A 26,915-nucleotide genomic window follows, 5' to 3' on the forward strand; every position below is an offset into this window, starting at 1 on the left:
TCACGAACGGATAGCTACCAAAGTCAATGTCCAATAATGAACCTTGTGCACCTTCGGCCAAAACCTTATCGCCGCTATCAAGTGCCCCATTGACCTCGTATTCACTATTAACCAAGTTCAGTGACTTGAAAAATGCAATGGACTCAAAAAAGGATTCCTCCAATTTTGGCAATTCGGTGATATCAAAATCATAAAAAGCAAGTACTGCCTTATGTTTCTCCACCAATGCATCGTATTTTTCCTTAAAATCAGGGCTAAGGATATCGCCTACCCTTAGAGCTACCCTGCCTATTTTATCCTGATAGGTCGGCCCTATTCCTTTTAGAGTGGAACCAATTTTCTTATCACCTTTGGATTTCTCATACGCTGCATCGAGCAGCTTATGAGTGGGAATAATTATGGTGGCCTTTTTGGAAACAAAAAGATTTTGCTGAAAAGCAATATTGAACTTTTTGAGCCCTTCTATCTCTTTCCGCAACACTACAGGATCCAGTACCACCCCATTTCCGATGATATTTTTCAGGTTATCTCTGAATATACCACTTGGAATCTGGTGAAGCACATGCTTGATGCCATCAAATTCCAGGGTATGACCCGCATTAGGACCTCCTTGAAACCTGGCAACCATATTATATTTAGGCGCGAGGAAATCAACTACCTTACCTTTGCCTTCGTCTCCCCACTGTAGGCCTAAAAGAACGTCCATTTTCATTGTATATATAAGTATATGTCTATTTTATCTTTGTCAAATTCCGCGTGAAGTTTGCAATAACAAAAAAAAATAGCAACTCAATGCTACTTTTTTTTACACCACATCCTCCAAATTTACACGCTTATTGTTTATTCAACACCTTCCTTTGCTGCTTCCAAGGAATCAAAAACGGTGAAAATATTGTTCAATTTGGTGATCAGCAATAATTTCTTGACGTGTTCGGAAGGTGAGGCCAAGTACACTTCTCCCCCTGCATTCCGCATTTTGGTCAACATCGTAATCAACACGCCGATTCCGCTGCTACTGATGTAACGTACTTCCTTAAGGTCAATGATGCAATTTTCGACCTTATCCTGTACCGCATCAGAAATGACCTCTACTAACTGGGGCCCTGCCTCATCCCCTATCAAGTCTCCTTCCAAGGACAAAATGATGCTTTTGGCTTCTCTTTTCGAGCTATAATTTAATTTCATGTATTTATTTCGAGTTGATTATTGGCGTCCCGTCATTCCAAATTGCTAAAAGAATCAATAGCAACATCCAATTAACTTCAACGGGATATCACTATAAGATGATGCTTAAACAGCAATTTTGTTTTCACAATCTTTCTTATTGCAGTTTCCATACAAAATTAAGGAATGATGGAGAATATTGAAATTTAAGATTTCACCAACCGTATTCTGAATATTCTGGATCCTTGGATCACAAAATTCGACCACTTTATGGCATTCTGTACAGATCAAATGATCATGTTGCTTGTATCCATATGATTTTTCATATTGGGCAAGGTTCTGACCAAATTGATGCTTGGTAACCAAATCACACTCTACCAAAAGGTCAAGTGTGTTATATACTGTGGCCCTGCTTACCCGGTAATTCTTATTTTTCATGCTGATGTAAAGGGACTCTACATCAAAATGTCCATCACGCCCGTATATTTCTTCTAAAATAGCGTAACGTTCAGGTGTTTTTCTTAATTTTTTATTTTCCAGATAAGCAGTAAATATCTTCTTTACCTCTTCGAATAGCTTTTCATTCAAGGCCATCTTATTATGCTTTGTTTCTACAAATATACACTTCTTATTTAGAAAAGATTCAAATAAGGCTTCACTAATTAGTCAAAACGGGTTACTTTGATTACCCCTTGCACTTCCATCAGATTATTAATCAAACTATCCAAATGATTGGTACTGTGTACATATAACTTGATAGACCCTTCAAATAACCCACTATCAGAATCGACTGTGATAGAGCGCATATTCACTTTTAACTCACTTGAAATCACTCTGGTGAGATCATTAATCAGCCCCACCCGATCAGTCCCAACGATCTTCAGCCCGGCCAGAAAAGCGATCTCTTGCTGACTGGTCCAGCGTGCTTTGATGACGCGGTTTCCATGATTTGAAAGTAGCTCGAGTGCATTGGGACAGGAGGTACGATGGATCTTAATTCCTTCATTGACCGTTACAAAACCAAACACGTCATCACCGGGGATAGGGTTACAACATTTGGCCAAAATATAATCGACTACATCCATGTCCTCTCCTATCAAGAGCTGGTCATGGTCTGGCCCTTTGAGGTTCTTGATTTCCTTGGTAAAGGATGATTCATCGGTAACGTGCTGGAGAGGACTCTTGGTTTTCTTCTTTTTGGTCTGCTTGAAATCCTTGAAGCTCTTAATCGATGTAGGGTCTATAATTCCCTTGCCGACCTTAAAATAAAATTCAGTAGCAGTCTTGGTCTCAAAAAACGCCCGTAGCTGCTCCACTACTACAGAGGAAAAATCCATCTTCATCTGCTTCAGTTTACGCTGCACGATCTCCTTCCCATCCATGATCAAGCTCTTCTTTTCCTCCTTCAAAGCGTCTTTGATCTTCGCTTTGGCACGAGAGGTGATGACAGACTTCAGCCAGTCCTCGGATGGTTTTTGCTTCTTGGAAGTAAGGATCTCCACTTGGTCCCCATTCTTAAGCTTATGGTTAATAGGAACCAAACGTTGGTTTATTTTGGCGCCGATGCATTTTTCGCCTACCTCTGAATGGATTTCAAAGGCAAAGTCCAATGCTGTGGCACCATAGGGCAACACCTTCAAATCTCCTTTTGGTGTAAACACAAACACCTCATCCTGAAAGAGATTGCCCCGAAAATCATCCATAAACTCTATTGCAGAACCATCATTGGACTCCAATAATGTCCGCACTTGTGTAATCCACTCGTCTAGGCCAGGGCCATTTTTGGACGGGCTAAGGTCTTTTTCCTTATACTTCCAGTGGGCCGCATATCCGCGCTCTGCAATATCATCCATCCTGGACGTCCTTATCTGGACTTCGACCCATTGGCCGGTATTGCTCATCACAGTGGTATGCAGGGATTCATAGCCATTGGCTCGAGGCGTACTGATCCAGTCTCGCAGCCGGTCTGGATTGGGCCGGTAAAAGTCTGTGACAATAGAATATACTTGCCAGCTATCGGCCTTCTCGCTTTCGTCTTCTGAATCAATGATGACCCGAATGGCAAACAAATCATACACTTCCTCAAAAGGTATGTTTTGCTTTTTCATTTTGTTATAGATCGAATAAACTGACTTCGGTCTACCTTTTATAGTGAACTCAAAACCTTGGGCGGTAAGCTCTCTTTCGATCGGGGCGGTAAAACTCTTGATGAATTTATTCCTGGAAAGCCTGGTCTCTTTTATTTTACCAACTATAAACTGATAGGTCTCCGTATCGGTGTACTTAAGGTACAGGTCCTCCAATTCGGATTTTATGCTATAAAGCCCTAGCCGGTGGGCCAATGGAGCATACAAGTACATGGTCTCAGAGGCAATTTTGAGCTGCTTGTGGCGGGGCATGCTCTGCAAGGTCCGCATATTGTTCAGCCTATCTGCCAGTTTGATCAATATCACCCTGACATCATCGGACAGGGTGAGCAACATTTTCCTGAAATTTTCGGCTTGTTGCGAACTCCCGTAATCAAAAACACCGGAAATCTTGGTGAGTCCATCTATGATCATGGTTACCTTCGGACCAAACTCCCTCTCTATATCCTCCAGCTCCCACTCGGTATCCTCCACCACATCATGCAGCAGTGCAGCCACAATACTGGTAGTACCAAGCCCTATTTCCTCCACACATATCAGCGCCACCTCAAGCGGGTGGTAGATATATGGCTCACCGGACTTTCGTCGCATTTCCTTATGCGCTTCACTTGACACATTGAAAGCCTTTTTGATCAGTTTCGCATCGCCATCCTTCAACAGCGGCTTGGCCAACCTCAAAATCTTCCTGTACCGTTTTAATATCTCTTTTCTTTCTACCTCCAGATCTACATTAATCATATTTCCTTGATGAAGCTTATGTTAAAACTTCCGGTTAGCTTTATTTAGTTATTTAGGATTCTTATATGAAACACTAATTTGAACTTTTTTTCCCAAACAGCCATCCCACATAACACAGTTTATTTATTTAAAACACGCCAAAAAACAAACTCTACTGATAAAGAAGCACTTATATTTTTTTCATTACTTTTATCGATTTTTTTGTCGGCATACTGTTGCAGATTAAATTTTCCTTATTACCTTTGCATCCACATTACGGAAGCAACACGGCTTCCAAACATTCAAAATGCGGATGTGGCGAAATTGGTAGACGCACTAGACTTAGGATCTAGCGCCGCGAGGCATGGGGGTTCGAGTCCCTCCATCCGCACTATTCAACCAGCCCTCAATCCCGAAGCAATACCCTCGATTTAATCAAATTACGGTTTGAAAAATCAGAAAGGGAAAAGGCGTCGAGGTTGAGGGTTTTCAGTTTATAGCAAAATTTAATCAATATAGCCTTGGAAATCAAATTAGACAAGCAATCCGCCAATCAAGCTTCAATTAAAATTAACTTAAATGAAGCAGATTATCAACCAAAAGTTGATGCCAAAATAAAAGACTACGCCAAGAAATCCAATATTAAAGGCTTTAGACCTGGCAAAGCTCCTATTGGCATGGTGAAAAAAATGTACGGAACGTCTGTTTTGGTAGAAGAAATCAATGACATCCTTTCCAAATCATTGAGTGATTATATAAAAGAGCAATCATTCAAGATCTTGGGAGAACCTCTTCCAGTAGTAGAAGATGCTGATGCTATTGACTGGAAAAACCAAAAGGAATTTGAATTTGAATATAGAATTGGGTTTGTTGAGAATGTGGATATCACATTGGACAAGTCGATCAAGGCTACTGACTACAAACTGAAGGTTGACAAAAAAGCCATTGACGATGCCATAGCCAATCTCAGAGGCCAGTACGGTAAAATGACCAATCCTGAGGTAAGCCAGGAAAATGATTTTCTATACGGTGACCTGAAAGCAGCAGACGGCTCATTCGAACAAGCCCTTTCCCTTCCACTGTCCAAGTTTGACGGAAGGTCTGTAAAGAAATTTATAGGCGTGGAAAAAGGAGCAGAAATCGAATTTGACCCTTCCAAAGCCATCAAGTCCGACCTTGCAGAAGTGTTGGGCGTAAGTGAAGAAGAAGCGGAGAAAGTGTCCGGCAACTACACCTTCACGGTACAAAACATCAACCGCACGGAAGATGCAGACATGGACCAAGAGTTCTTCGACAAAGTATTCGGCCCTGATCAAGTAAAAACAGAAGAAGAATTTACTGCCAAAATAGAAGAGATCCTTGGCGATAATTACAATAAAGAAACCAAGGTCTTCACAGAAGAAAAAATCAAAGAAACTCTTACGGAAAAAGCCAATATCGAACTTCCGGAAGCATTCCTCAAAGAATGGTTGATCAAAGCCAACGAAGGAAAAGTATCCGAAGAAGATGTAGAAAAGGAATTTCCTATCTACGCGAAGCAGTTGACGTGGTCATTGATTTCCAACAAACTGGCGGAAGAGAACGAAGTCAAAGCAGAGCATGAAGACGTCATAGCGAAAACACAGGAAATGGTAAGAGAGCAATTAGCTGCTTCCGGACTGGGCTCGCAGATGGAAGATAACATGGACATGTTTGTCAACAATTACCTCCAAGGTAACGAAGGACAGAACTACATGCAGATGCTGACAGCTGTTCAAAATGACAAAGTACTCGAATTAGTGAAAGAAAAAATCACGCTAAAAGAGGAAAAAATAGACGTTGAGAAGTTTAAGGAATTAGTACAAAACTAATTCACTGAATAAATCGTTATTAAAAAGTCCTTTTCTAAGGGCTTTTTTTATTTTTGTACTAATTCAAAAAAAACGATAGCATGATTAACAAAGATGAATTCAGAAAATACGCCATTCACAACCAAGGTGTGAGCGGCACCGCCTTTGACCAATACACCAACCATATAGAAAATATGACCAGGTCGGTCATCGAAGAACGACCTACCAACTTCCGGGAAATCGATGTATTTTCTCGATTGATCATGGACAGGATCATTTTCTTGGGCACCCAAGTAGACGATCATATTGCCAACATCATTACAGCCCAATTATTGTTTTTGGAATCAGTAGATAGCAAGAAGGACATCCTGCTGTACATCAACAGCCCAGGAGGGTCTGTCTATGCCGGACTTGGTATATACGATACAATGCAGTATATTAACCCCGAAGTAGGCACCATTTGTACGGGACTAGCCGCTTCTATGGGTGCTGTATTGCTTGCTGGCGGAGCAGCTGGCAAAAGAGCCGCCCTTCCCCACTCCAGGGTAATGATCCACCAACCCCTCGGCGGTGCACAAGGTCAAGCTTCCGATATTGAAATTACTGCTAAGCAAATTTTGATATTAAAGCAGGAGCTTTTTGAAATCCTAGCACACCACTCAGGAAAAGACATCAAAGAAATCGAGCAAAACTCTGACAGGGACTACTGGATGAGAGCTCCAGAAGCCAAAGAGTACGGCTTGATCGACGAAGTATTGACTAGAAAATAAAAATCATGGCGCAAGTTACTTGTTCCTTTTGCGGGAGAAATAAAAAGGATGTAGACCTGATGGTTTCAGGGATTTCAGCTCATATCTGTAATTTCTGTATCGACCAGGCCTACCAAATCCTAGGTGAAGAGGAAAAAACCAAAAAGCAAGACAAAAAACCGAAGTTCAAGCTCAGAAAACCCAAAGAGCTGACCGAATACCTCAACAATTATGTAATCGGTCAAGAAGAGGCAAAAAAGGTGCTTTCCGTAGCTGTGTACAACCATTACAAGCGTCTTCTCCAAAAAGACAACCATGACGATATCAAGATCGAAAAATCCAATATCATCATGGTGGGAGATACAGGAACAGGTAAAACATATCTGGCCAAAACACTTGCCAAAATACTGGAAGTCCCTTTCTGTATCGCAGATGCCACCGTCCTGACAGAAGCAGGGTATGTAGGCGAAGATGTGGAAAGCATCCTTACCCGATTGCTCCAATCTGCTGACTATAACTTGGAGGCTGCCGAGAGAGGCATTGTCTATATTGATGAGATCGATAAAATCGCCCGAAAATCGGACAATCCATCTATCACGAGGGATGTCAGCGGTGAAGGGGTACAACAGGCCATGCTGAAGCTTCTTGAAGGCACCACGGTCAATGTACCGCCGCAAGGAGGCAGAAAACACCCCGATCAGAAAATGATTGCGGTAAACACCGAGAATATCCTGTTCGTTTGCGGTGGAGCCTTTGACGGAATCTCCAGGCATATTGCCAACAGACTAAACACACAGCCGCTAGGTTTCAGCAAAAAGACCGAAAGCGACTTGGTGGACCGTAACAACCTGCTCCAGTACGTAACTGCTCCTGACCTAAAGTCCTTTGGGCTAATCCCTGAGCTGATCGGTCGTCTTCCTGTGCTGACCCACTTGGACCCTCTGGATAAGGCGACGCTGAAAAGCATCCTTACAGAGCCAAAAAATGCACTTACGAAGCAATACATAAAACTGATGGACATGGAAGGGGTAAAACTATCATTCGAAGAAAGCGGCATCGACTATATCGTCGAAAAAGCTGTCGAATACAACTTGGGCGCTCGTGGCCTGAGGTCTATCTGTGAAGCAATCATAACCGATGCCATGTACGAATTGCCATCGGACACAGAAACAAAAGAACTGGTAGTCAACCGGAAATATGCCCAACGGCAATTTGATAAATCGAAATTCAAAAAGCTACAAGTAGCGTAAATGTTAAAAGGCTCAGATTTAAATCTGAGCCTTTTTTAATACCGTCTTGATTAATAAAATTATGGCTATTGCATAAACCGGGTTAAACTCTTATAAATCAACTTGGCTGTTTTTTCAGAGGCTTTTTCCTCTCCAATTTTTTCCTTTACTAATTTATATCCCTCCAAAACAGCCTCCTTATGTTGGCTACTTCCCAGTAACCCTTTGAGTTCTTCTTGAAGCACCTCCCTATTGTAATCCCCTTGGATCAATTCTTTGACCACCTCTTTTTCGGCAATCAAGTTTACCAGAGAAATAAACGGCACCTTGATCAGTCGCTTGGCAATGGCATAGCTGATGCTGCTAGTCTTGTACACCACCACCTGGGGAACATTGAACAAAGCCGTCTCCAATGTGGCAGTACCGGAAGTAACGACGGCTGCATTGGCATAATGAAGCAGGTCATAAGTCTGGTCAAAAATCACCTTGATCCCGCTTTTGCGAGCGGGATCATAGACCTCGGTGGGTAGGTTTTTTACCCCTGCAATCATAAACTGGACATTGGGAAAGGCAGGAAGGATCCCGACCATATTTTCCAGCATATTCTCCACCTCCTGCTTTCTACTCCCCGGGAGCAATGCGACAATAGGTTTATAACTGATTTCATTTTTTTGATAGAAAAAATCATGTGGGGTAAACTTGTTGATCTGATCCAAAAGAGGGTTACCGACGTAACTCACCTCCCAATCAAACTTCTTGAAAAACGATGGCTCAAATGGTAAGATAGAATAAAGGTGATCGACGTACCTTTTGAGTTTATAGGCCCTACTCTGATTCCAAGCCCACACTTTTGGGGGAATATAATAATGCACGGCGATACCATGCTCATGTGCAAACTTGGCGATCTTCATATTGAAGCCACCATAATCCACCAGGATCAATGCATCGGGCTTATAGTCCAAGATATCATTTTTGACAAGTCGAAGGTACTTAAGCACCTTTCTAAAGCCAAAAAGCACTTCAACAAAGCCCATCAATGCCACTTCATCATAATGGGCCACAGGAGAAAGCCCCTCATCAATGCTGTAATCTCCTCCCATTCCCCGAAAATAAGCCTTTTGATCCTCCACCTTCAACGCATGGAGTAAATTTGCCAGGTGCATGTCTCCTGACCGCTCACCAGCTATGACATAATATTTCATTGGGGAGGAAGGTTTAGTGTTTGAGGTAATAATGTTCGAAAGTCATCCCATTGGAAAGCTAATAGAGCGCTTAGCGCTGACCACCCGAATCACTCACCGTAGTACTCCACAAAGTTACGTGGGGTTTCGTAAAGTTTCAGCTTGTACAGTCCACCGTGAGGGGTGATTTTGTCCACGGCAGGCTGTAATATTTTCCAAAATTCCATCACAAGGTTTTCGCAGCTCGCCATTTTCCCTTGCATGAAATCCACGTCCACGTTGAGGTTTTTATGGTCCACTTTATCGATCACCAATGTCCTGATCAACGTACTCAGCGCTTTAAGATCCACCACAAAGCCCGTTCCCTCATCAGGAAGCCCCTTTACGGTTACGATCAACTCAAAATTGTGGCCATGCCAGTTGACATTGGCACAAGGCCCAAACACCTCTATGTTCTTCTCTTCCGTCCAATTGGGATTCCATAATTTATGAGCGGCATTAAAATGCTCTTTTCTAGAAACGTGTATCATGACTGATTTCAGATTTGAGAGGGCAAAGATACAAAAAAAGCAGGAGTTTTTAGCCCGGTTTATGTACCTATGTACCCCTTTTTTGATTGACTTTAGCTGGGCAAATCTAATCATCGTGGTGGATGAAAACCACCAAGGAATTTAGCCAGAAAAATAGTTGTCCAATATAAATCAAATAGAACAGGTGATTCTAAATACACATGAACTAAACGGTATTAATTCCGAGTAGAACTTCACCCAATCGCTTCAAAAGAAAAAAGGACCACCTAAACAATATAGGTGATCCTTTCTTTTATTCAAAAGTCATATTGCTGATTATGGATTCGGCTCCAATTCAGGGTTGATGTTCATTTGAGATTGTGGGATAGGCCAAATCGCCTCTGGATCACCAGCGACCACTCCTACACCTGCATTTTGAACAGCCACACTTGGTGGAGTCTCAGTTCTCAAAGGCTTTCCTGTTCTTAACAAATCCATTCTTCTATGCCCTTCGAAGCATAATTCCTTACGCCTTTGATCATATATAGCTTCCAGTAGCTGCTCGGCATTAGCAAAGTCACCTACTGTCCATGGGGTAGTAAGCCCCGCTCTTTCCCTAATTTCATTTACCAGACTGATCGCCTCCGCATCTACTGTTTGGTTTAACTGCACGAGTGCTTCCGCGCGATTGAGCATTACTTCCGCTATACGGATGGCGTGATAATCACTTGAATTATCATTACCATTATCATACTTAAGTGTATAAACCGCCGGATTACCATTAAAATTCACATCTTCCACCTTAAACGTTCCTCTTATATCTTCCGGCTCTCCAGCAAATAATGCCTCCAAGTTTGGGGAAAACTCTCCATCACCTCTACCCCCTTGGTCTCTCCCTGTATAGTATCCGTCCCAAGAACCACTACTTGTCTCATCATCACTGTTACTTTGTGGATCTGTCGCGTTATTTTCAATAGAAAAGACAATCTCATCGTTAACGGTGTTGTAAAAAGACAAATCGCTATTAAGCGAATAACCTCCTTCTGCAATCACCGTTTCAGCAGAGTTTGCGGCATTTTCCCAATCCTGCATATATAAATATAATCTGGACAACAAAGCTGTTGCGGAATACGAAGAGGCAAATCCCTGATCGGCAGCTGGCGGTAAGTTTTGCTCCGCAAACATTAAATCACTTTCAATCTGCGCGTATACCTGGGCAAGAGTATTTCGGGGCAAATTCACTACTTCCCCAGTAAACGGTTCCAAATAAAGTGGGACGGAAAGGTTATCTCCATTGTTCACGATATATGGCTGAGAATACAAGTTGGCCAATAAGAAATAAACCATCCCTCTAATATACCTTGCGGCACCGATCAACTCGGCCTTTTCTTCTTCTGTGGCGTCCTCGATACCGGGAACATTAGCAATAATCGCATTTGCACCCAAAATCACTTGATAGCCATCTCTCCAAACTTCATCGACTGTACTATTGGCTGGCTGTACGGAGAAGTTGTTAAAATCCTGGAGTGAAGGAAATGACCCCGTAAAATTCACATTATCAGTAATAAAATCTGATATAAACTGTGGCTGACTACCGAAGACGTGTAAATCTTGCATTAAATCGTAACAGCCAATAAGCACACCTTCAGCATTATTATAGCTATCAAAGGCAACATCTTCTGATAAGGATTGCTGCGGCTTTATATCTTCCAATCTGTCTGCGCAAGCCGTAAACAGCAGTGCACAGGATAAAATCTTATATATAGTCTTCATTGTTTCCTTTATTTAAAATCCTAATGATACACCAAAGGTTACTTGTTTCGGGTTTGGAGAGGTAAAGAAACTCTCTCCAGACATATTTCCAGCTTCTGTACCCGAAGTATTCACTTCTGGATCAGAGCCATTGTCAAAGGCATCACTTGCGAAAGTCGCCAAATTCTGCCCCATAACATAAACTCTTGCTGACCTTACGGCTTTAGTACGCTCCAAAAGACTCACAGGAAGCTGATAAGACAGTGTGATGTTTTTTAATCGAATATAGCTTGCGTCGAATAAATGCCTTGTGGATTCATTATCCCAAAAGGACATTGTTGAACTGGAATAGGCAGGTGCAAATGCATCGGTATTTTCAGAGGTCCAAGAGTCAAGTACCCGGGTGACATTATTAAATGAGCCACTTGCTGCTATGTTTTCTGAGAATTCATTATCAGCCAGATATACATGTCCCCCACTTACAAAGTTAAAGAACACCCTAAGCGATAACCCTTTGTAAATAAACATGTTAGTAAACCCGCCTGTGGCTTTTGGCAGCGCAGAACCCGCATACACATAAGGAGCAGCACTATAATCAGTAGTAGGGTTCCCATCTTCTCCTACCCATTCTGCATCTCCAGTTTCTGGATTTATGCCCACATAATCTTTCAAGAAGAACTCATTAGCAGTCCTTCCAACAGTAGCCCTGGCCTCATCTGTAAATGACCCAATCGGCACATAAAGATTACCATTGGGATCTACTTGGGCCGTCTCGGGAAGCTTGGTTACCTCATTATTCAAAAAACCAATATTAAAAGAGGCAGTCCATTTAAAATCTGTATTGGTAAAAATATCTCCGGCCAATGAAATGTCCACACCGTTGTTTTTCATCGCCCCGAAGTTTTGGGTCCTACTGGCAAACCCTGTTGTATAAGGTAATGGTACGTCTAGCAATATACCATCAGTGTTTTTATTCCAATAACTAAAGTCAAACCTTAACCTATTGGAAAACAACTCCGCATTCAAATTGACATCAAATTGGTGAGTGGTTTCCCATGTCAAATTTGGATTGGAAGGCTGGGAATAGTAAAGTCCTGGGGAGCCGTTATAATTCACTCCGCTGTACAGTCCCAAGGCGCCAAAATTGGATATCCTGTCATTGCCACTAGAGCCATAGCTAGAAGATAATTTCATAAAGTCTATTACACCGCCTTTTGGAAAGAAATCCTCGGAGCTAATTAGCCATGATGCGGAGACTGCGGCAAAAGTACCGTATCGTTTATCCTCACCAAACCTCGAAGATCCATCTCGTCGGATACTACCTTCGACAATATATCTATCAGCGTAGTTGTAGTTTAACCTACCAAAAAAAGAGGCTATAGCCCATTCTGTTCCCGTGTTAGAGGCCGTTACAGGCTCAGAGCCAGAGCCTGTATTTGGGAGGTCATCAGAAATATATCCATTCGCTTCAGTAAGGATGAAATCCCTATCGGAAGTTTCGAAGCTTTGTCCAACTAATGCATCAATCGTGTGGGACTCAAAGCTCTTTACATAGTTGAGAGTATTGGTAGTTAACCATTTACTATCTTGATTAATCTCTTTCGAACCATAGCCCCCAGGAGTAATGATATCACCAGACCGATACTCTTCTTCAACTTGCACATAGTCCATTCCCCAGTCTGTCTTAAATGTTAAATCATCCAAAATACTGTACTCGGCAAAAACATTCCCTGTACTCCTTCTAGAAGTTAATACATAACGGATATCCCTATCTAATAGGAGTGGGTTATTAAAACCTGCCTGCTGCAAGTTGCCTTCCGCATCATAAGGCTGTCCGAAGGGAGTGTTCAGATAACTAACTGTCCATGGAGAGAAAGTATCATTTTCAGCCCCAACCCTATCATTTACCAAAGAAGAGGTAGCAAAATTAACCCCTACCTTCAATTTATCTGAAGCTTCATGAGTCAAGTTTAATCTACCATTCAACTTATCCACCTCATTCCCGATCACATAAGCCTTACTATTAAAATAAGTTCCTCCTACGAAGAAGGTTGTTTTTTCGCTGCCTCCGCTTGCATTTAAAGAATAGGAATTTAACGCTCCCGTTTGACTTACAATATCTCTCCAATTAGTCCCACTCTCAGGAAAAGTAGCTGGATCATCACCAAGATCAGTCCTAAGTCTGGAATATTGATCAAAATTCAAAACTTCCTTTTCCACGGAAGCTTTATTTACACCAGTATAATAGTCAAAATTAATTTGGGTCTTTTCTCCCAATTTGCCACTTTTCGTAGTAATTAAGATAACCCCATTTGCACCTCTTGAACCATATAGTGCCGTTGCTGCGGCATCCTTAAGGACAGTCATGCTCTCTATATCATTTGGGTTCAAATCCATTAAAGGATTAAGGGCTGTTCCCCCTCCTCCTGAGGAGTATGAAGTAGATCCAGATGCATCATTCAGCGGGACTCCATCGATAACAAACAAAGGACCATTTCCAGAGGTAAATGATGTAATTCCCCTAATACGCACCACTTGAGAAGACCCAATCAATCCAGAAGATGACGTGGCCTGGACACCGGCAGCTTGTCCTTGGAGAGCTTCTTGGGGAGAAATCACTGGAAAATTCTCAAAAGCTTCCGAACCTACCGTTTCTATTTGCTGTGTATTAAGTTTTTCGGACTGCATACCATATGCCTGCACCACTACTTCGCTCAATTGCTTGGCATCTGCTTGCAAAGTCACATTTATAATAGACCTGCCTCCTATTTCAACCTCCTGGCTGATCATTCCCATAAATGAAAAAACCAAGACATTACCACCTTCTGGTACTTCAATGGAATATTCTCCATCCAAATCTGTCGCCGTCCCCATCGTGGTTCCTTTTACTAAAACAGAAACACCGGGCAACTCCCCACCGTCTTCACCGGAGGTAACAGTCCCAGAGACTGTCCGGCTCTGGCCAAATGCCACAGCACTGGCCAATAAAATTGCTAATCCTAGCAGTAAAACTTTCTTCATAATTGGTTGATTTTGATTTAACGTTATCAAGATAAACGTTCCCATCTAATAATCCAATAGTAGATTAATTTATTATAAATGAAACTAACTACTTCAACAAGCACAAAATACATCAAAAAATACAACAACATCATTAACCGAAATAAACTACTGCAACAAAACCATTAATTAAAATACATCAATTAAACAATACATAAATATGCAATATATCGAAAAAAGTATTTTTAACAAGTTTTAACTAAATATAACCAATTTATATTTTAACACTTACTTTTTGTAATTAATCAAGATGATTTCAAAAATTTGTTCAACCCTTTAATATACTATATTGGTATTATACACATAAAATAAGTGATTTTACACACACAAATACAGGCAGCTATTTCAAAACCCATATGTTATGAGAAAATTAGTTTCTTAGCATTTCTATTTCAAAAAAACACAGTTTGCTGCTCATTTTTAAACCAAAAAAGTCCTTCATTGCCCTTAGTTAAACCCGGAATATGCATTAGCCTATCTGTTGCGACCTGAAACTGCTTCAAAATCAGCCGTTTCACTTTAGTTTTCGGCATAACCGTAGCGGTGCTACGCTAATGCCTCCAAACTAACTGATTTTCTTGCAATTTCAGCTCTCACTACGATTCCTAATGCATAATCCGGGTTAAAAAAATAGCTGCATCCCAATATCAGTATGAAAAAAAGGCGCACGCACTGGGCTACGAGCAGGGCAACCGCATTTAGTATATTGAAGGGAAACAATTTTCGTGTAGGTGTATAACTATCACCCGTGCCGCTGGCACTTTAACCCGCTTTGTGCATTAGGAACTGCTGTAGCCTGTCCCAGCGTATGTCGGGAATGGCTAAAAGAGCAAGGACAACAGTTGACATAGAGACCGATAAAGCCGTTGCGCCTGTCTACTCAATTATGGCGGCTGGCTTAGATTAACGAGTTTTGTGAGTCAACAACTGGCCATGCTGTCTAATCTGCCTTTGGCGGAAGATCATATAGAAGGTGCTGGTGACAACCTGTACCTTAACCCCGGCATAAACCGGATTAAATTGTAACCCACATGAATATAAAGTTGGATCAAGCGGAAAAGTTGAGGGGCTGATGGAACGCTGATGACACAGATAATTATGATTTTCGCTGATTTTTTGACTAAACCGGAAAAGACAAGTGGCATAAAAAAGCCCTGAAAGGGCGTAACATCCTTAACCATGGGCAACTCCCATGGTAAACATCAAAAATAATCTCATTGTTTTAGCCGCTATTACCTTCCTAGCGCTTATAAATTCCCGCTAAAACCCAATACATGCCAACACCGCTTTATTCCAATAATTAATAGGGAATAACTTTCAAGAAAGTGTGTCGAAATTTATTCCCCCAGAAATATTGCTTGATCCATAAAGTCCCATAGGAGCGACAGATATAATTGCTATTGGAACATTTTATTTAAGTACGTTTGCCCTAGGGGACGAGTATCTTAACGAGATCAAACGGTAGTGCTTATAAAAATAAAACAAATAGGTAGTTACCTTCATTGGAAGCAGGTCAAAACTCAGTGAGTTCGTATATTGATTACCGAATCTCCCCTATTGTGCCTAATATGGTAATCGAATAAGTTAGTTATTTTACGTTACTTTTTTCGATATCTTGGAATCTAGCTTCAACTACGTATAGCACCATTGGCATCTATGGCTTGACCTCAAAACAACACATCAATCTATAACAATCTCGATTCTTCGGTTCTTGGATCTTCCAAGTGCTGTTTCATTGGACATTAGTGGTTTCGTATCCCCAAATCCCGCGACAGCCAATCGTTCACTGGCAATTCCTTGATCCAGTAAATACCGCTGTACACTCGTCGCTCTACGAAGACTCAATTCCTGATTATAACTCCCTTCCCCCACATTGTCGGTATGCCCTTCTATAACTATATGGACGTCGGGATTCTCGTCCAAAAACTTCTTCAATCGTAATAATGAACTTTTGGAAGAAGGCTTCAAGTCAGCTTTATCAAAGTCAAAGAAGACATTTTCAAACAAGAATTCTTCACCATGTGCCACAGGCTTAAGCCCTATCTCCATGTCTTTGATATCCTTGAGGCTGTCCTTTTCCACATTGTATATCTGTGGCAAAAAACCTTTCTTCTCTACGTACAGTCCCGAGGAAGCCTTATCCGGATAGATCATCATAAACCTACCAGAATCCCCTTCAGACCTAAACTCATACAGAGTACTGTCATTCTCTAAATCCACTAATGAAAGAGTCGCCACAATGGGCTCGCCCGTCTTTTCATTACGCACCTTACCTCCCGTCACGATCAACCGCTCACCAAGATCTATCTCTTCCGGAAAGGTAAAACGGTATAGATAAGACCTGTCCAGCACTCCATCTTTTAGAGAATTTTCTGTATAATAGGCATAGTCCTGCTGTGCGGTAATAAACAGGGCCAGTTGGTCCAAATGATCGTTAATGGGATAGCCCAAATTTACTGGTTGCTCAAACTCAGCATTCTTGATCTTTGAATTGAACAAGTCCATGCCCCCAAACCCCATATGACCGTTGGAAGCAAAAAAGAGCAGCTCATTGTTAAAATAAATAAAAGGGGACACTTCATCGAGTTCGGTATTGATCGTCTCTCCTACATTGACCGGATCGGACCAGCTATTATCCCTTTGGCGAACTGCATAATAAATATCGTTTCCACCAAATCCTCCTCTTCTATTGGATGAAAAAAACAGGATACTTCCATCCGCAGAAAGTGACGGCTGCGAATCCCAATACCTCGAGTTCACCTTATCACCCATATTCATAGGTTCCTGCCATTCCCCCCCCACTTTATAGGCAATGTAAAGATCACAGCTTCCATAAGAATCAGGCGCATCACAACTGGTATAGATCAAAATATTGCCATCGGCCGATATGGTACAGGTACCTTCATTGTGAACGGTATTGATAGAATGGGCAAGTGCTTCAGGCGAACTCCAACTCGTCCCATCCCATGTAGATGTAAAAATATCCTCATGCTTCATCCGCTCCACTCCATCACGCTTCGTAAAAAGCAGCTGCTTACTGTCCGCTGTCAATACAGGAAAATACTGAAGATAAAATTCATTCAGCGGGCTGGGCAATTTTTCTTTGTTGATCGATTTTTTCTTGGTCAACTCTTCTTCGATAAATGCCATTTTTCGGTTCATGGCTTTGAATGAAGAAGAGGATTTTACCTTACTGGAATAAAGCCCTTGACTTTGGGAAAACTTCCTCACTGCGGCTTCAAAATCACCGGATTTCAAATAAATACTGGTAATCAACCAGCTAAAATCTGCCTTAAATTCAGGGTTGCTTCCACTTTTCATTTCTCCAGCAGAGGCTACTTGTAGTGCCTCTTCCACACTCCCCTTTTTCAATAACAATTGGGACCATTTTTTATAGGCCTCTAAAAAACCATCATCCTTATTGACGGCATCGGCGTATTTCTCCAAGGCTTGGTCATACCTTCTTCTCATGGAGAGGTCTTCTCCTTCTTGGTACAGCTTGATCGCCCTCCTGTTTTCGCTGGTAAAACCTTGACCAAGCGCCTGAGAACTGATAAAAATAAAAAAGAAGACTATTTGGGCTACTCTCATTTAGTTTATGGTATGTCCATAAATTTATGAGTTTGTAGCGAAATATTCCAATCAGGGTGATTTTTTATGTATTCGATGATCTCTCCCGTAAACTTCTCAGACTTGCTCCATTCGGGCTGGAGTAGTTTTTTACAGCTTGACCGAACGTGCTTTGCGTGCTTTTCAGCAAAATCAAAATCGCTTTTGTGAAAAACGATCACTTTCAGCTCATCTGCCTTTTCAAAAATACTTGGGTGAGGTTCTTTGAACTTCTTTGGGGAAAAACAGACCCAATCAAACTGCCCTGAAAAAGGATGTGCTCCGCTGGTTTCGATATTAGTGGTAAAGCCCTTTTCTTTTAACAGGGCCGTAAGTGGCCCCATCTCATACATCAATGGCTCTCCGCCTGTAATCACCACCAGTCTTCCAGGGTACTGAAGCGCTCCATCCACAATCTCTTCAACTGAAAGCACCGGCCATTTTGCCGCTTCCCAGGACTCCTTTACGTCGCACCACACACATCCTACATCACATCCTCCCAGACGGATAAAGTACGCTGGATGTCCAGTAAATGTACCTTCTCCCTGGATGGTGTAAAAAGCTTCCATTACAGGAAGCTTAAGTCCTTTTTCTACCGCTTGTTTGATTTCCATGGTTTAATTTTTGATGGAGCGGGTGATTGAACCGCTGTATAATTGAATATAACCTACGTTGGGGAATAGACACTTACAAGCCCCCTATTAGGAACATTGGGCTCTTCTTCCCCTTTATATGCCACCAAACCCTACTTGACAGTATGGGGTTCCCTATCGTGGAATAATTTTACTTGTACACCTTATTTTCTGCCGAAAGCAGGGTATTATAAAGCAATGAGGCGATGGTCATTGGCCCCACACCGCCTGGCACTGGCGTAATGGCTGAGGACTTTTCTGACACTTCATCGAATTTCACATCTCCAATAAGCCTAAAGCCATTCTTTTTGGAGGCATCTTCGATCCGGTGGATGCCCACATCCACGACCACTGCTCCCTCTTTCACCATGTCTGCCGTCACAAATTCCGGTTTACCAATGGCCACAATCAGAATATCAGCTGTTTTCGCTATTTCTTTCAGGTTCTTCGTCCTGCTATGTGTCAACGTAACCGTGCTATTACCAGGGTAATCATTTCTGGCCATCAATATGCTCATCGGAGAACCTACAATATGGCTTCTACCGATCACCACGCAGTGTTTTCCAGAAGTCTCAATCTCATAGCGCTTCAGCAGCTCCACGATCCCATAAGGGGTAGCGGCCACGTAAGTAGGCCAGTTCAATGCCATACGACCGACATTGGCCGGGGTAAACCCGTCCACATCCTTTTCTGGCTTGATCTTGGCCGTCACCTTCTCCACGGAGATATGCTTCGGAAGCGGCAACTGGACGATCAGCCCATCAATATCCGGGTTTTCATTAATATCTTCCACCGTTTTGAGCAGTTCTTCTTCGGACACATTATCCTCCAGCCTCACCAGAGTGGACTCAAACCCTACAAACTCACAGGCCTTCACCTTAGCCCCCACATAGGTCTGGCTGGCACCATCATTTCCCACCAACACCGCAGCCAAATGTGGAATCTTCCCTCCCTCGGCTTTGATTTCCTTCACGCGGGCTGCAATTTCATTTTTGATATCAGCTGATGTCTTTTTTCCGTCTATTATTGTAGGCATTGTTTTGTAAAATTCGTTATTCGTTATTCAAAATTCGATATTCGATATTAATTATTATTCCTCTGCGCCGTTTCTATACTTTTTACAAAGATTGAAATAAGTTCATTTGACTCTTTATGTAGAAAATCAGCTAACTCACTTTCAAGCACGATCTTAGATTTTTTGAGAATTTTTATACATACAAGTGTTTCTCTTAATTCTTTAAGGATGACTTTAAATTTATGAATAAAATCTTTCTTGGATTCACTGCTTTGAGCTTCCCCATAGTTCAACGCAGGCGACGTACCTGACCTAAGAATCTGACCTCCCAAGTGATTCGAAGCTTTCGTGTTTGGCAATACATCTACTAAATTGATTATAGCTACAGAAAAATCAATTAGACGCTCTTCAAGATCATACTTTCTCATTTATGTAATGTATGATTTAAACAGAATTTATTTCTCTTCAACTTCCGAAATGATGAATATCGAATGTTGAATAATGAATATCGAAGGCTTCCCCTAATCCAGCTTAAGCACCGCCATAAATGCCTCCTGAGGCACTTCTACATTACCGACTTGGCGCATACGCTTTTTACCTTTTTTCTGTTTGTCCAGCAATTTACGCTTACGTGAAATATCACCGCCATAACACTTGGCCAGTACGTTTTTACGCATGGCTTTCACTGTTTCCCTAGCGATGATCTTCGTTCCTATGGCTGCTTGGATAGCTATCTCAAACATCTGACGAGGCACCAATTCTTTCAGTTTTTCACATAGTCTTTTGCCCCACTCGTAGGCCTTGTCCCTATGGACCACTGCTGACAATGCATCCACCACTTCCCCATTAAGCATCACATCTAACCTGACCATGTGGGAAGCCTTATTCTCCCGCAGGTCATAGTCAAGTGAAGCATAACCTCTGGAGATGGTCTTTAGCTTATCAAAGAAATCAAAAACAATCTCCGCCAGAGGCATATCAAATGTCAGCTCTACCCTGTCGGCTGTCAGGTAAACTTGGTTTTTGATCTGCCCCCTCTTTTCCATGCACAGCTGGATCACTGGCCCGACATAATCAGCCTTGGTAATGATCGATGCATGGACATAGGGTTCTTCGATATGCTTAAACATATTGGGATCGGGCATGTCTGAAGGCGCATTGATCAACTGGTAAGAATCATCATTCATCAGGGCTTTGAACTGTACGGAAGGCACTGTGGTGATCACCGTCATATCAAACTCCCGCTCCAGACGCTCTTGGATAATCTCCATGTGCAACATCCCCAAAAATCCGCAACGGAAGCCGAAGCCCAAGGCTGCAGAAGTTTCTGGTTCCCAGACCAAGGCAGCGTCGTTTAGCTGCAGCTTCTCCATCGATGCCCTCAATTCTTCAAACTCCGTAGTATCTACAGGGTAAATCCCCGCAAAGACCATCGGTTTGACATTTTCAAATCCTTTTATGGCATTGGTGCATGGACGTTTGATATGGGTAATGGTATCTCCGACTTTCACCTCTTTGGCTACTTTGATCCCTGAGATCAGGTAGCCCACGTTTCCTGCACTTATGGAATCCCGTGGCTGCTGCACCATGCCCAGCACGCCTATTTCATCGGCATAATATTCCCTTCCTGTATTGACAAATTTAATCTTATCGCCTTTTTTGATTGTGCCATTAAACACCCGGAAAAGCACTTCCACACCACGAAAAGGATTGTATACAGAATCAAAGATCATCGCTTGTAGCGGCTCTTCTGTATTCCCTTTTGGCGAAGGTATCCTCTCTACCACTGCATTGAGTATATCTTCAACCCCTGTCCCTTCCTTTCCCGAAGCCAAGATAATATCCTCTCTGTCGCATCCGATCAGGTCAATCACCTCATCAGCGACCACTTCAGGCTCGGCTCCTGGCAGATCGATTTTGTTAAGCACAGGAATAATCTCCAAGTTATGCTCCATTGCCAGGTAGAGGTTGGAAATCGTCTGGGCCTCCACCCCTTGGGAAGCATCCACGATCAGCAGTGCTCCTTCACAGGCAGCAATGGACCGAGAGACTTCGTACGAAAAATCCACGTGTCCAGGTGTATCTATCAAGTTAAGGACATGTTCCTCTCCTTGATAGTCATATTTCATTTGGATCGCATGTGACTTAATAGTAATTCCCCGCTCACGCTCGAGATCCATATTATCCAACAATTGATCTTGCATCTCCCTATCCGTCACGGTATTGGTAAACTGAAGCAGACGATCCGCCAACGTACTCTTCCCATGATCAATATGGGCGATGATACAGAAGTTTCTTATTTTTTGCATATCCATTCTGTCGGCAAAAATAGTAAATAGTCTTTGCAAAACCGCACATTTGCACTCCAATAGCTATAAGATATTCACACACTATCCAGTAATCCAAAAAAAACCGATCATGATGTTGGCAGCTTCACAAATAGGGAATACAAAAAAGAGGCTCCATCATAGCGATAAGTCACCCTCTCCAATGGGGAGATGAACTATCACCATTATCCAGCCTCTATTCTTGCATCCAGAAAATCAATCGAACTTTTAAAAGCCGGGATTTTGATCTTGATTGGTCAATGCATTGTTGTTATCGATTTCAGAAAGGGGAATGGGCAATAGATCATAACGCTCTTGATATGAGGGAATAGGTTCGTTTTCTAAATATCCCATTCGCCTCCATCTCCGGATATCCCGGTTACGGATTTGCTCTCCGGCCAGCTCCACTCTTCGCTCGTGCTGAATGGCAAGCCTCATTTCCTCTTGCGTGCCAGCGGGGTATTGAGCAGTGGGGTATGGAGGCATATCCACATCTGCACGTGCCCTTACTTGGTTAATATAGGGCAGCGCAGCGGCCGGGCCATTGGTTTCGTTTTCTACCTCGGCCATCATCAGCAGTATATCCGCATATCGGATGACTCGGAAATTAATCCCAGACTGCGTATTTTCTGCCTCCCTTTTATAGATCATCTGGTATTTTCTCCAGCTTGGAACTGAAGCATTCCCTTGGACATTATCTACCGAAAGTACACTTTCACCGTTATTGAAAGTATCCCCCAAACTATACAGGGTATATCCGTATCGGGGATCATCTTTTTCAGCACCATTGGCCACTTTTTCAAATGCTGACACAAGGCTGGCATTTGGAATAATGTTTCTCCAAGCAGTAGGACCATACTCCTGTCCACGGAATGTCACTTCAGCGATACTATTGCCATCGGCATTCCAACCGCCGTCTGTCCCGAAATCCTCCGAAAACTGCACTTCCCAAAGTGACTCGGCATTGTTTTCATTTTCTTCTTCGAAATTGTCCAAATAACGATCCACTAGGCGGTATTCATCCGAATCAATAACCGCTTGTAGTAGTGGTTTTGCTTCCGAAAAATCCCCTCGAAACAAATGTAACTTTGCCAACAAAGCCTGGGCCGCCCCAATAGAAGCCCTTCCTACATCAGCCCCCGAATAGGTACTCTTTGGCGGCAACAGTCCTATGGCAGCAGACAGGTCATCGACTACCTGCTGATAGGAGGCCTCCTGACTGGCACGGGGCAAGCCATCAGGGCCGGTCGCAGAGACCGTCATCAAAGGCACACCGCCCCAGAGTGTACTCAGTTCAAAATAAGCCAGCCCTCTAAGAAAATACGCCTCTCCCAAAACCCTGTCACGGAGGTTTTCTGAAATATCCTCTTGCGGCTGATCCACGTTTTCGATGACCAAGTTGGCCCGCTGGATTACACGATACCATCCTCTCCAGTTCGCCAGCATCAGTGAATTGGAAGCATCAAATACGTGGTTGAGTACCCTGGCCCTGTGCGCCTCTAATTGCGCACCGCCAGAAGCCACATCATCCGAAAGCAAGTCATGCGCAAAGAAGTACTCTCGGTTATACAGATCGTTTGCCTGTAGGGCCGCATAGGCGGCATTTACAGCAGCCACATATTGGGGGCCTGTCTTATAGAATGTCTCTGTCGAAAGCTCGTTTGGATTAATCGGGTTTAGCTTGTCCTCATTACAAGACTGCGCCAAAGCCATTAAGAACACAAAGAGTATATATGATTTGAATTTCATGGTGCTTTTCAGTTAATAATTGATCAGAAAGTAAGTTGGATACCGCCAATAAATGTCCTAGCGGCAGGAAACTGCCCGAAATCTATCCCCATTCCCAGGGATTGATCTATTTCGGTCCGTGCTGCGATCTCTGGATCGTACCCTGAGTAATCAGTGATCGTAAAGAGGTTTTGTGCCGAAACATACACCCGCAAATTAGAAATGCTATTCTTAGCTATAGACTGCAAAAAAGCATTGGGAACGGTATATCCGATAGACAGGTTTTTAAGACGGGCATACGACCCATCTTCCACCCATCTTGAGCTTGCTCTCGCATTCCCATTGGGATCTCCAGAAATTGCCCGGGGAACATCCGTCTGTGTATTATCAGGTGTCCACCGATCGAGCACCGCAGTGCTCGCATTAAACAGTCTCGTCATCCCTTCGGTATGAAACCGGATATTGCTGAATATTTCATTGCCCTGCACCCCTTGAAGGAAAAGAGAAAGGTCAAAGTTCTTGAAATTGGCATTGAAGTTAAGACCATAGGTGAAATCAGGCATGTAATGTCCCAAATTGGTGCGATCGTCCGCATCAATGGTGCCATCCTCATTGATATCCCTAAACTTCAGGTCTCCTGCTTGAGCATTGGGTTGCTGACTGGTATCCTCCCCAGATTGGAAAATCCCTTCGACTTCCCAGCCATAAAAATACGCTATGGGTTTCCCCTCTTCTGTATAGGTCATGGGATCCCCTTGAAAGGTAGGGCCAAATATGGAATTTCCCGACCCCAAGGAGATCAGTTCATTGTCTACAAACCCAATATTTCCGTTAACGCCAAACTGGAAGGCTCCGGTCTTCTTCTGATAACCAGCAGTAAACTCCATCCCGCGGTTACGGACCGTTCCCACATTGGCTACGGGCGCAACATCAAACCCTAAAGAAGGAGGAACCGGAACTCCTAGAATCATATCTTCGGTTTTATTATCAAACCACTCCGCTGTAAAGGTGATTTGATCATTCAATATCCCCAGGTCCAAACCGACATTCTTCATGATGGTGGTCTCCCACTTGAGGTCTTCATTGGCCAGCGCATTGATGGTACTTCCTCCGGCCAATGTACCGTTGAAGTTGTAAAACATATTGGAATTGATGGTCGCCTGGTACACGTAATCTCCTATGCGGTCATTACCTGTCTGACCATAGCTTGCCCGTAACTTCAAATCGCTTATCGCTCCTACTCCCTGCATAAAATCCTCCTCACTCACTCTCCATCCAGCAGAAACGGATGGGAACACTCCCCATTTATTATCCGGGCCAAATCGTGATCCTCCATCCCTACGGATACTGGCACTCAACAGGTACTTTTGCTTATAATCGTAATTGACACGACCGACATAGGAAATCAACCCATACTCTGTTTTCTCACTGGTGGTAACTTGATTTTGAACCCCTTGCAGCTCCCGGACATCGTTGGTCAATTCATTCTGACCAGAACCTGTCAGCGAAGAGGAGATGAATGTCTGCTTCTCAATCACTGCCAAAAGATCCAAGTGGTGTCCTCCAAAGTCTTTGGTATAAGAAAACTGGTTACTAAAAAGTGGGGATACGTATGAATTTCGAGTTTGGCTAATTGCTGCAAATACTTGAAACTGAAAATCACCTGCATTGAACATTGGAGTATACTCATTCCGCTGACCAGTAGCGATATCAAGTCCAGTCATGAACTTGTAGTGAAAACCATCAAGGATTTCGACATCAATATAAGCAGATCCCAAAATCTTAAAATCTTGGTACCGGTCCTGCCTCAACACAGCGTTAAGCACTGGGTTTTCGGGGTCTGAACCATCCTCTGTATCGGTACCCCGGAAGCCTCCCTGACGACTGGGATCCCTTACGGGAATGTAAGGAACCATCTTCACCATATGCTCCATCTGGCTTCGCCCTCCGCTGAATGGCTCATCATTCCTGTCAGTGTAGGAAACAGTAAGCGTCTGCCCCACAGAAACACGTTCTCCCAGGTCAAACTGGGTGTTTGCCCTAAAGGAGACACGTTCAAAATCCACACCTTGCATGATCCCATCTTGGGCAAAATACCCCATGGAAATATTGTAAAGGCTATTTTCACCACCTCCGGAAACGCTCACATTGTAATCTTGGATGGGTGCGGACTGAAACATTTCATCCTGCCAATCAGTATGGACGTTGGCAAATTCTCCCAAATCATCAAATCGGGGTGGGATAGTAACATCGGGGTCATTGGCATTGTTTACCAAATCCCTGCCAAAATCAAGGTATTGGTCCACATTCAAGAGGTCCAATGTTCTCCAAGCGTTTTGGACACCATAATAAGCATCCAGTGACACTTTGGGCTTTCCCTTCGTTCCTTTTTTGGTAGTCACCAAAACGACTCCATTGGCCGCTCGGGAACCATAAATAGCAGCGGTAGAAGCATCTTTTAACACCTCTATGGACTCAATATCCGCTGGATTGATCTGATTTAGTCCGCTTGCGGGCATCCCATCGATGACATAGAGGGGATCGTTATCACCGACAGTGCCTATTCCACGTATTCGCACTACAGGGTCTGCTCCTGGCGCACCCGCATTGGTCACCGATACGTTGGCAGCCCTTCCCTGCATTGCTGAGGCCAGATTGGGGACCGGCAATTCGCGGATTTCTTCCGAACTCACAGAGGAAATGGCCCCGGTCACCTTTGCCCGTTCTTGTGAGCCATAGCCTACGACCACCACTTCGTTTAGCGCAGATAGATTTTCTGCTAAGGTTACATCAATAGTAGTTTGGTTGCCGACCTTCACCTCTTTGGATTCATAGCCGATAAATGAAAACACCAATATAGCCTCTCGGGAGGGGACAGTGATACTAAACTCACCCTCAAGGTTGGTGATGGCTCCTTGACTGGTACCTTTTACGGAGACATTAGCACCCGGCATAGTTTCTCCTGCTGCTGTTTTTACGGTGCCGGTAACAGTTAAATCCTGAGCGGAAACGTTCCCGGAATAAAAACCGACTAAAACAATAAAGATGGTCATCAGCCAACATCCAATATGGCTACGACCCGGTTTTTTGGGGTAGATTGAATTGATCATATCATAAGGTTAATTAGGGGTATGATTCTTTTTTGTTGAAGAATCAAATCAAAATAATTCAACCTCAAATTACACGTAATCAAATAAATATCAAAACAAAAAACGGTTTTAAGAAAAATTAATATGAAATTATAATCATGAAACCGATTACTTATAA

At 42.9% G+C, this 26,915-nt stretch carries 18 protein-coding genes and 1 tRNA gene (1 of these 19 running past the window's edge); 4 read left to right on the forward strand and 15 right to left on the reverse strand.

Annotation, left to right across the window (positions count from 1 at the left end; genetic code table 11):
* From DN752_RS06275 to DN752_RS06290, 4 genes are all read right to left on the reverse strand, one after another.
* On the reverse strand, positions 1-712 hold the 5' portion of the coding sequence (locus tag DN752_RS06275) for an adenylosuccinate synthase (RefSeq protein WP_112783154.1). Its footprint begins 560 nt before the window's first position; the window shows 712 of its 1,272 coding nt (coding positions 1-712); the start codon lies at positions 710-712; its stop codon lies off the left edge, out of view.
* Positions 713-840: 128 nt separating this feature from the next.
* Entirely contained in the window at positions 841-1,185 is a 345-nt protein-coding gene (locus DN752_RS06280) for an STAS domain-containing protein (RefSeq protein WP_112783155.1), read from the reverse strand.
* A 105-nt stretch (positions 1,186-1,290) separates the two neighbouring features.
* Positions 1,291-1,758, reverse strand: coding sequence for a Fur family transcriptional regulator (locus DN752_RS06285; protein WP_112783156.1), 468 nt, complete (start codon positions 1,756-1,758; stop codon positions 1,291-1,293).
* A gap of 68 nt (positions 1,759-1,826) precedes the next feature.
* The gene (locus DN752_RS06290; protein ID WP_112783157.1) at positions 1,827-4,049 is read right to left on the reverse strand and encodes a RelA/SpoT family protein; all 2,223 of its coding nucleotides are present in this window, start codon (positions 4,047-4,049) and stop codon (positions 1,827-1,829) included.
* A gap of 288 nt (positions 4,050-4,337) precedes the next feature.
* On the opposite strand from DN752_RS06290, the gene DN752_RS06295 reads away from it, so the two are divergent.
* The 4 genes from DN752_RS06295 to clpX all read left to right on the forward strand — a co-directional run bounded on the left by DN752_RS06295 (position 4,338) and on the right by clpX (position 7,856).
* Positions 4,338-4,419, forward strand: a tRNA-Leu gene (locus DN752_RS06295).
* Between the two features lie 130 nt (positions 4,420-4,549).
* The gene (tig, locus tag DN752_RS06300; protein WP_112783158.1) at positions 4,550-5,878 is read left to right on the forward strand and encodes a trigger factor; all 1,329 of its coding nucleotides are present in this window, start codon (positions 4,550-4,552) and stop codon (positions 5,876-5,878) included.
* 80 nt (positions 5,879-5,958) lie between these two features.
* Positions 5,959-6,627: an ATP-dependent Clp protease proteolytic subunit gene (locus DN752_RS06305; RefSeq protein ID WP_112783159.1), complete on the forward strand. Its 669-nt coding sequence runs from the start codon at positions 5,959-5,961 to the stop codon at positions 6,625-6,627.
* Between the two features lie 5 nt (positions 6,628-6,632).
* Positions 6,633-7,856, forward strand: a complete 1,224-nt coding sequence (gene clpX / locus DN752_RS06310) for an ATP-dependent Clp protease ATP-binding subunit ClpX (RefSeq protein ID WP_112783160.1) — start codon at positions 6,633-6,635, stop codon at positions 7,854-7,856.
* 65 nt (positions 7,857-7,921) lie between these two features.
* On the opposite strand, the gene lpxB is transcribed toward clpX, so the two are convergent.
* From lpxB to DN752_RS06365, 11 genes are all read right to left on the reverse strand, one after another.
* On the reverse strand, positions 7,922-9,037 hold the full coding sequence (gene lpxB, locus DN752_RS06315) for a lipid-A-disaccharide synthase (RefSeq protein ID WP_112783161.1): 1,116 nt from the start codon (positions 9,035-9,037) through the stop codon (positions 7,922-7,924).
* Between the two features lie 89 nt (positions 9,038-9,126).
* Entirely contained in the window at positions 9,127-9,546 is a 420-nt protein-coding gene (locus tag DN752_RS06320; protein ID WP_112783162.1) for a 6-pyruvoyl trahydropterin synthase family protein, read from the reverse strand.
* Between the two features lie 315 nt (positions 9,547-9,861).
* A complete protein-coding gene (locus tag DN752_RS06325) occupies positions 9,862-11,298 on the reverse strand; it encodes a RagB/SusD family nutrient uptake outer membrane protein (RefSeq protein ID WP_112783163.1) in 1,437 nt (478 codons plus the stop codon).
* 12 nt (positions 11,299-11,310) lie between these two features.
* On the reverse strand, positions 11,311-14,298 hold the full coding sequence (locus DN752_RS06330) for a SusC/RagA family TonB-linked outer membrane protein (RefSeq protein WP_112783164.1): 2,988 nt from the start codon (positions 14,296-14,298) through the stop codon (positions 11,311-11,313).
* 1,719 nt (positions 14,299-16,017) lie between these two features.
* Positions 16,018-17,928 carry an OmpA family protein gene (locus tag DN752_RS06335; protein WP_112783165.1) on the reverse strand — a complete coding sequence of 637 codons (1,911 nt, stop codon included), beginning with the start codon at positions 17,926-17,928 and terminating at the stop codon, positions 16,018-16,020.
* 5 nt (positions 17,929-17,933) lie between these two features.
* Positions 17,934-18,560, reverse strand: a complete 627-nt coding sequence (locus DN752_RS06340; protein WP_112783166.1) for a 7-carboxy-7-deazaguanine synthase QueE — start codon at positions 18,558-18,560, stop codon at positions 17,934-17,936.
* A 169-nt stretch (positions 18,561-18,729) separates the two neighbouring features.
* Positions 18,730-19,614 carry a bifunctional 5,10-methylenetetrahydrofolate dehydrogenase/5,10-methenyltetrahydrofolate cyclohydrolase gene (locus DN752_RS06345; protein WP_112783167.1) on the reverse strand — a complete coding sequence of 295 codons (885 nt, stop codon included), beginning with the start codon at positions 19,612-19,614 and terminating at the stop codon, positions 18,730-18,732.
* A gap of 47 nt (positions 19,615-19,661) precedes the next feature.
* Positions 19,662-20,021: a four helix bundle protein gene (locus DN752_RS06350; protein ID WP_112783168.1), complete on the reverse strand. Its 360-nt coding sequence runs from the start codon at positions 20,019-20,021 to the stop codon at positions 19,662-19,664.
* A gap of 93 nt (positions 20,022-20,114) precedes the next feature.
* Positions 20,115-21,908, reverse strand: a complete 1,794-nt coding sequence (gene lepA / locus DN752_RS06355) for a translation elongation factor 4 (RefSeq protein ID WP_112783169.1) — start codon at positions 21,906-21,908, stop codon at positions 20,115-20,117.
* A 240-nt stretch (positions 21,909-22,148) separates the two neighbouring features.
* On the reverse strand, positions 22,149-23,669 hold the full coding sequence (locus tag DN752_RS06360) for a RagB/SusD family nutrient uptake outer membrane protein (protein WP_112783170.1): 1,521 nt from the start codon (positions 23,667-23,669) through the stop codon (positions 22,149-22,151).
* 23 nt (positions 23,670-23,692) lie between these two features.
* Positions 23,693-26,758, reverse strand: coding sequence for a SusC/RagA family TonB-linked outer membrane protein (locus DN752_RS06365; RefSeq protein WP_112783171.1), 3,066 nt, complete (start codon positions 26,756-26,758; stop codon positions 23,693-23,695).
* Positions 26,759-26,915: the final 157 nt, after the last annotated feature.

This window comes from Echinicola strongylocentroti, from assembly GCF_003260975.1.
Classification (GTDB): domain Bacteria; phylum Bacteroidota; class Bacteroidia; order Cytophagales; family Cyclobacteriaceae; genus Echinicola; species Echinicola strongylocentroti.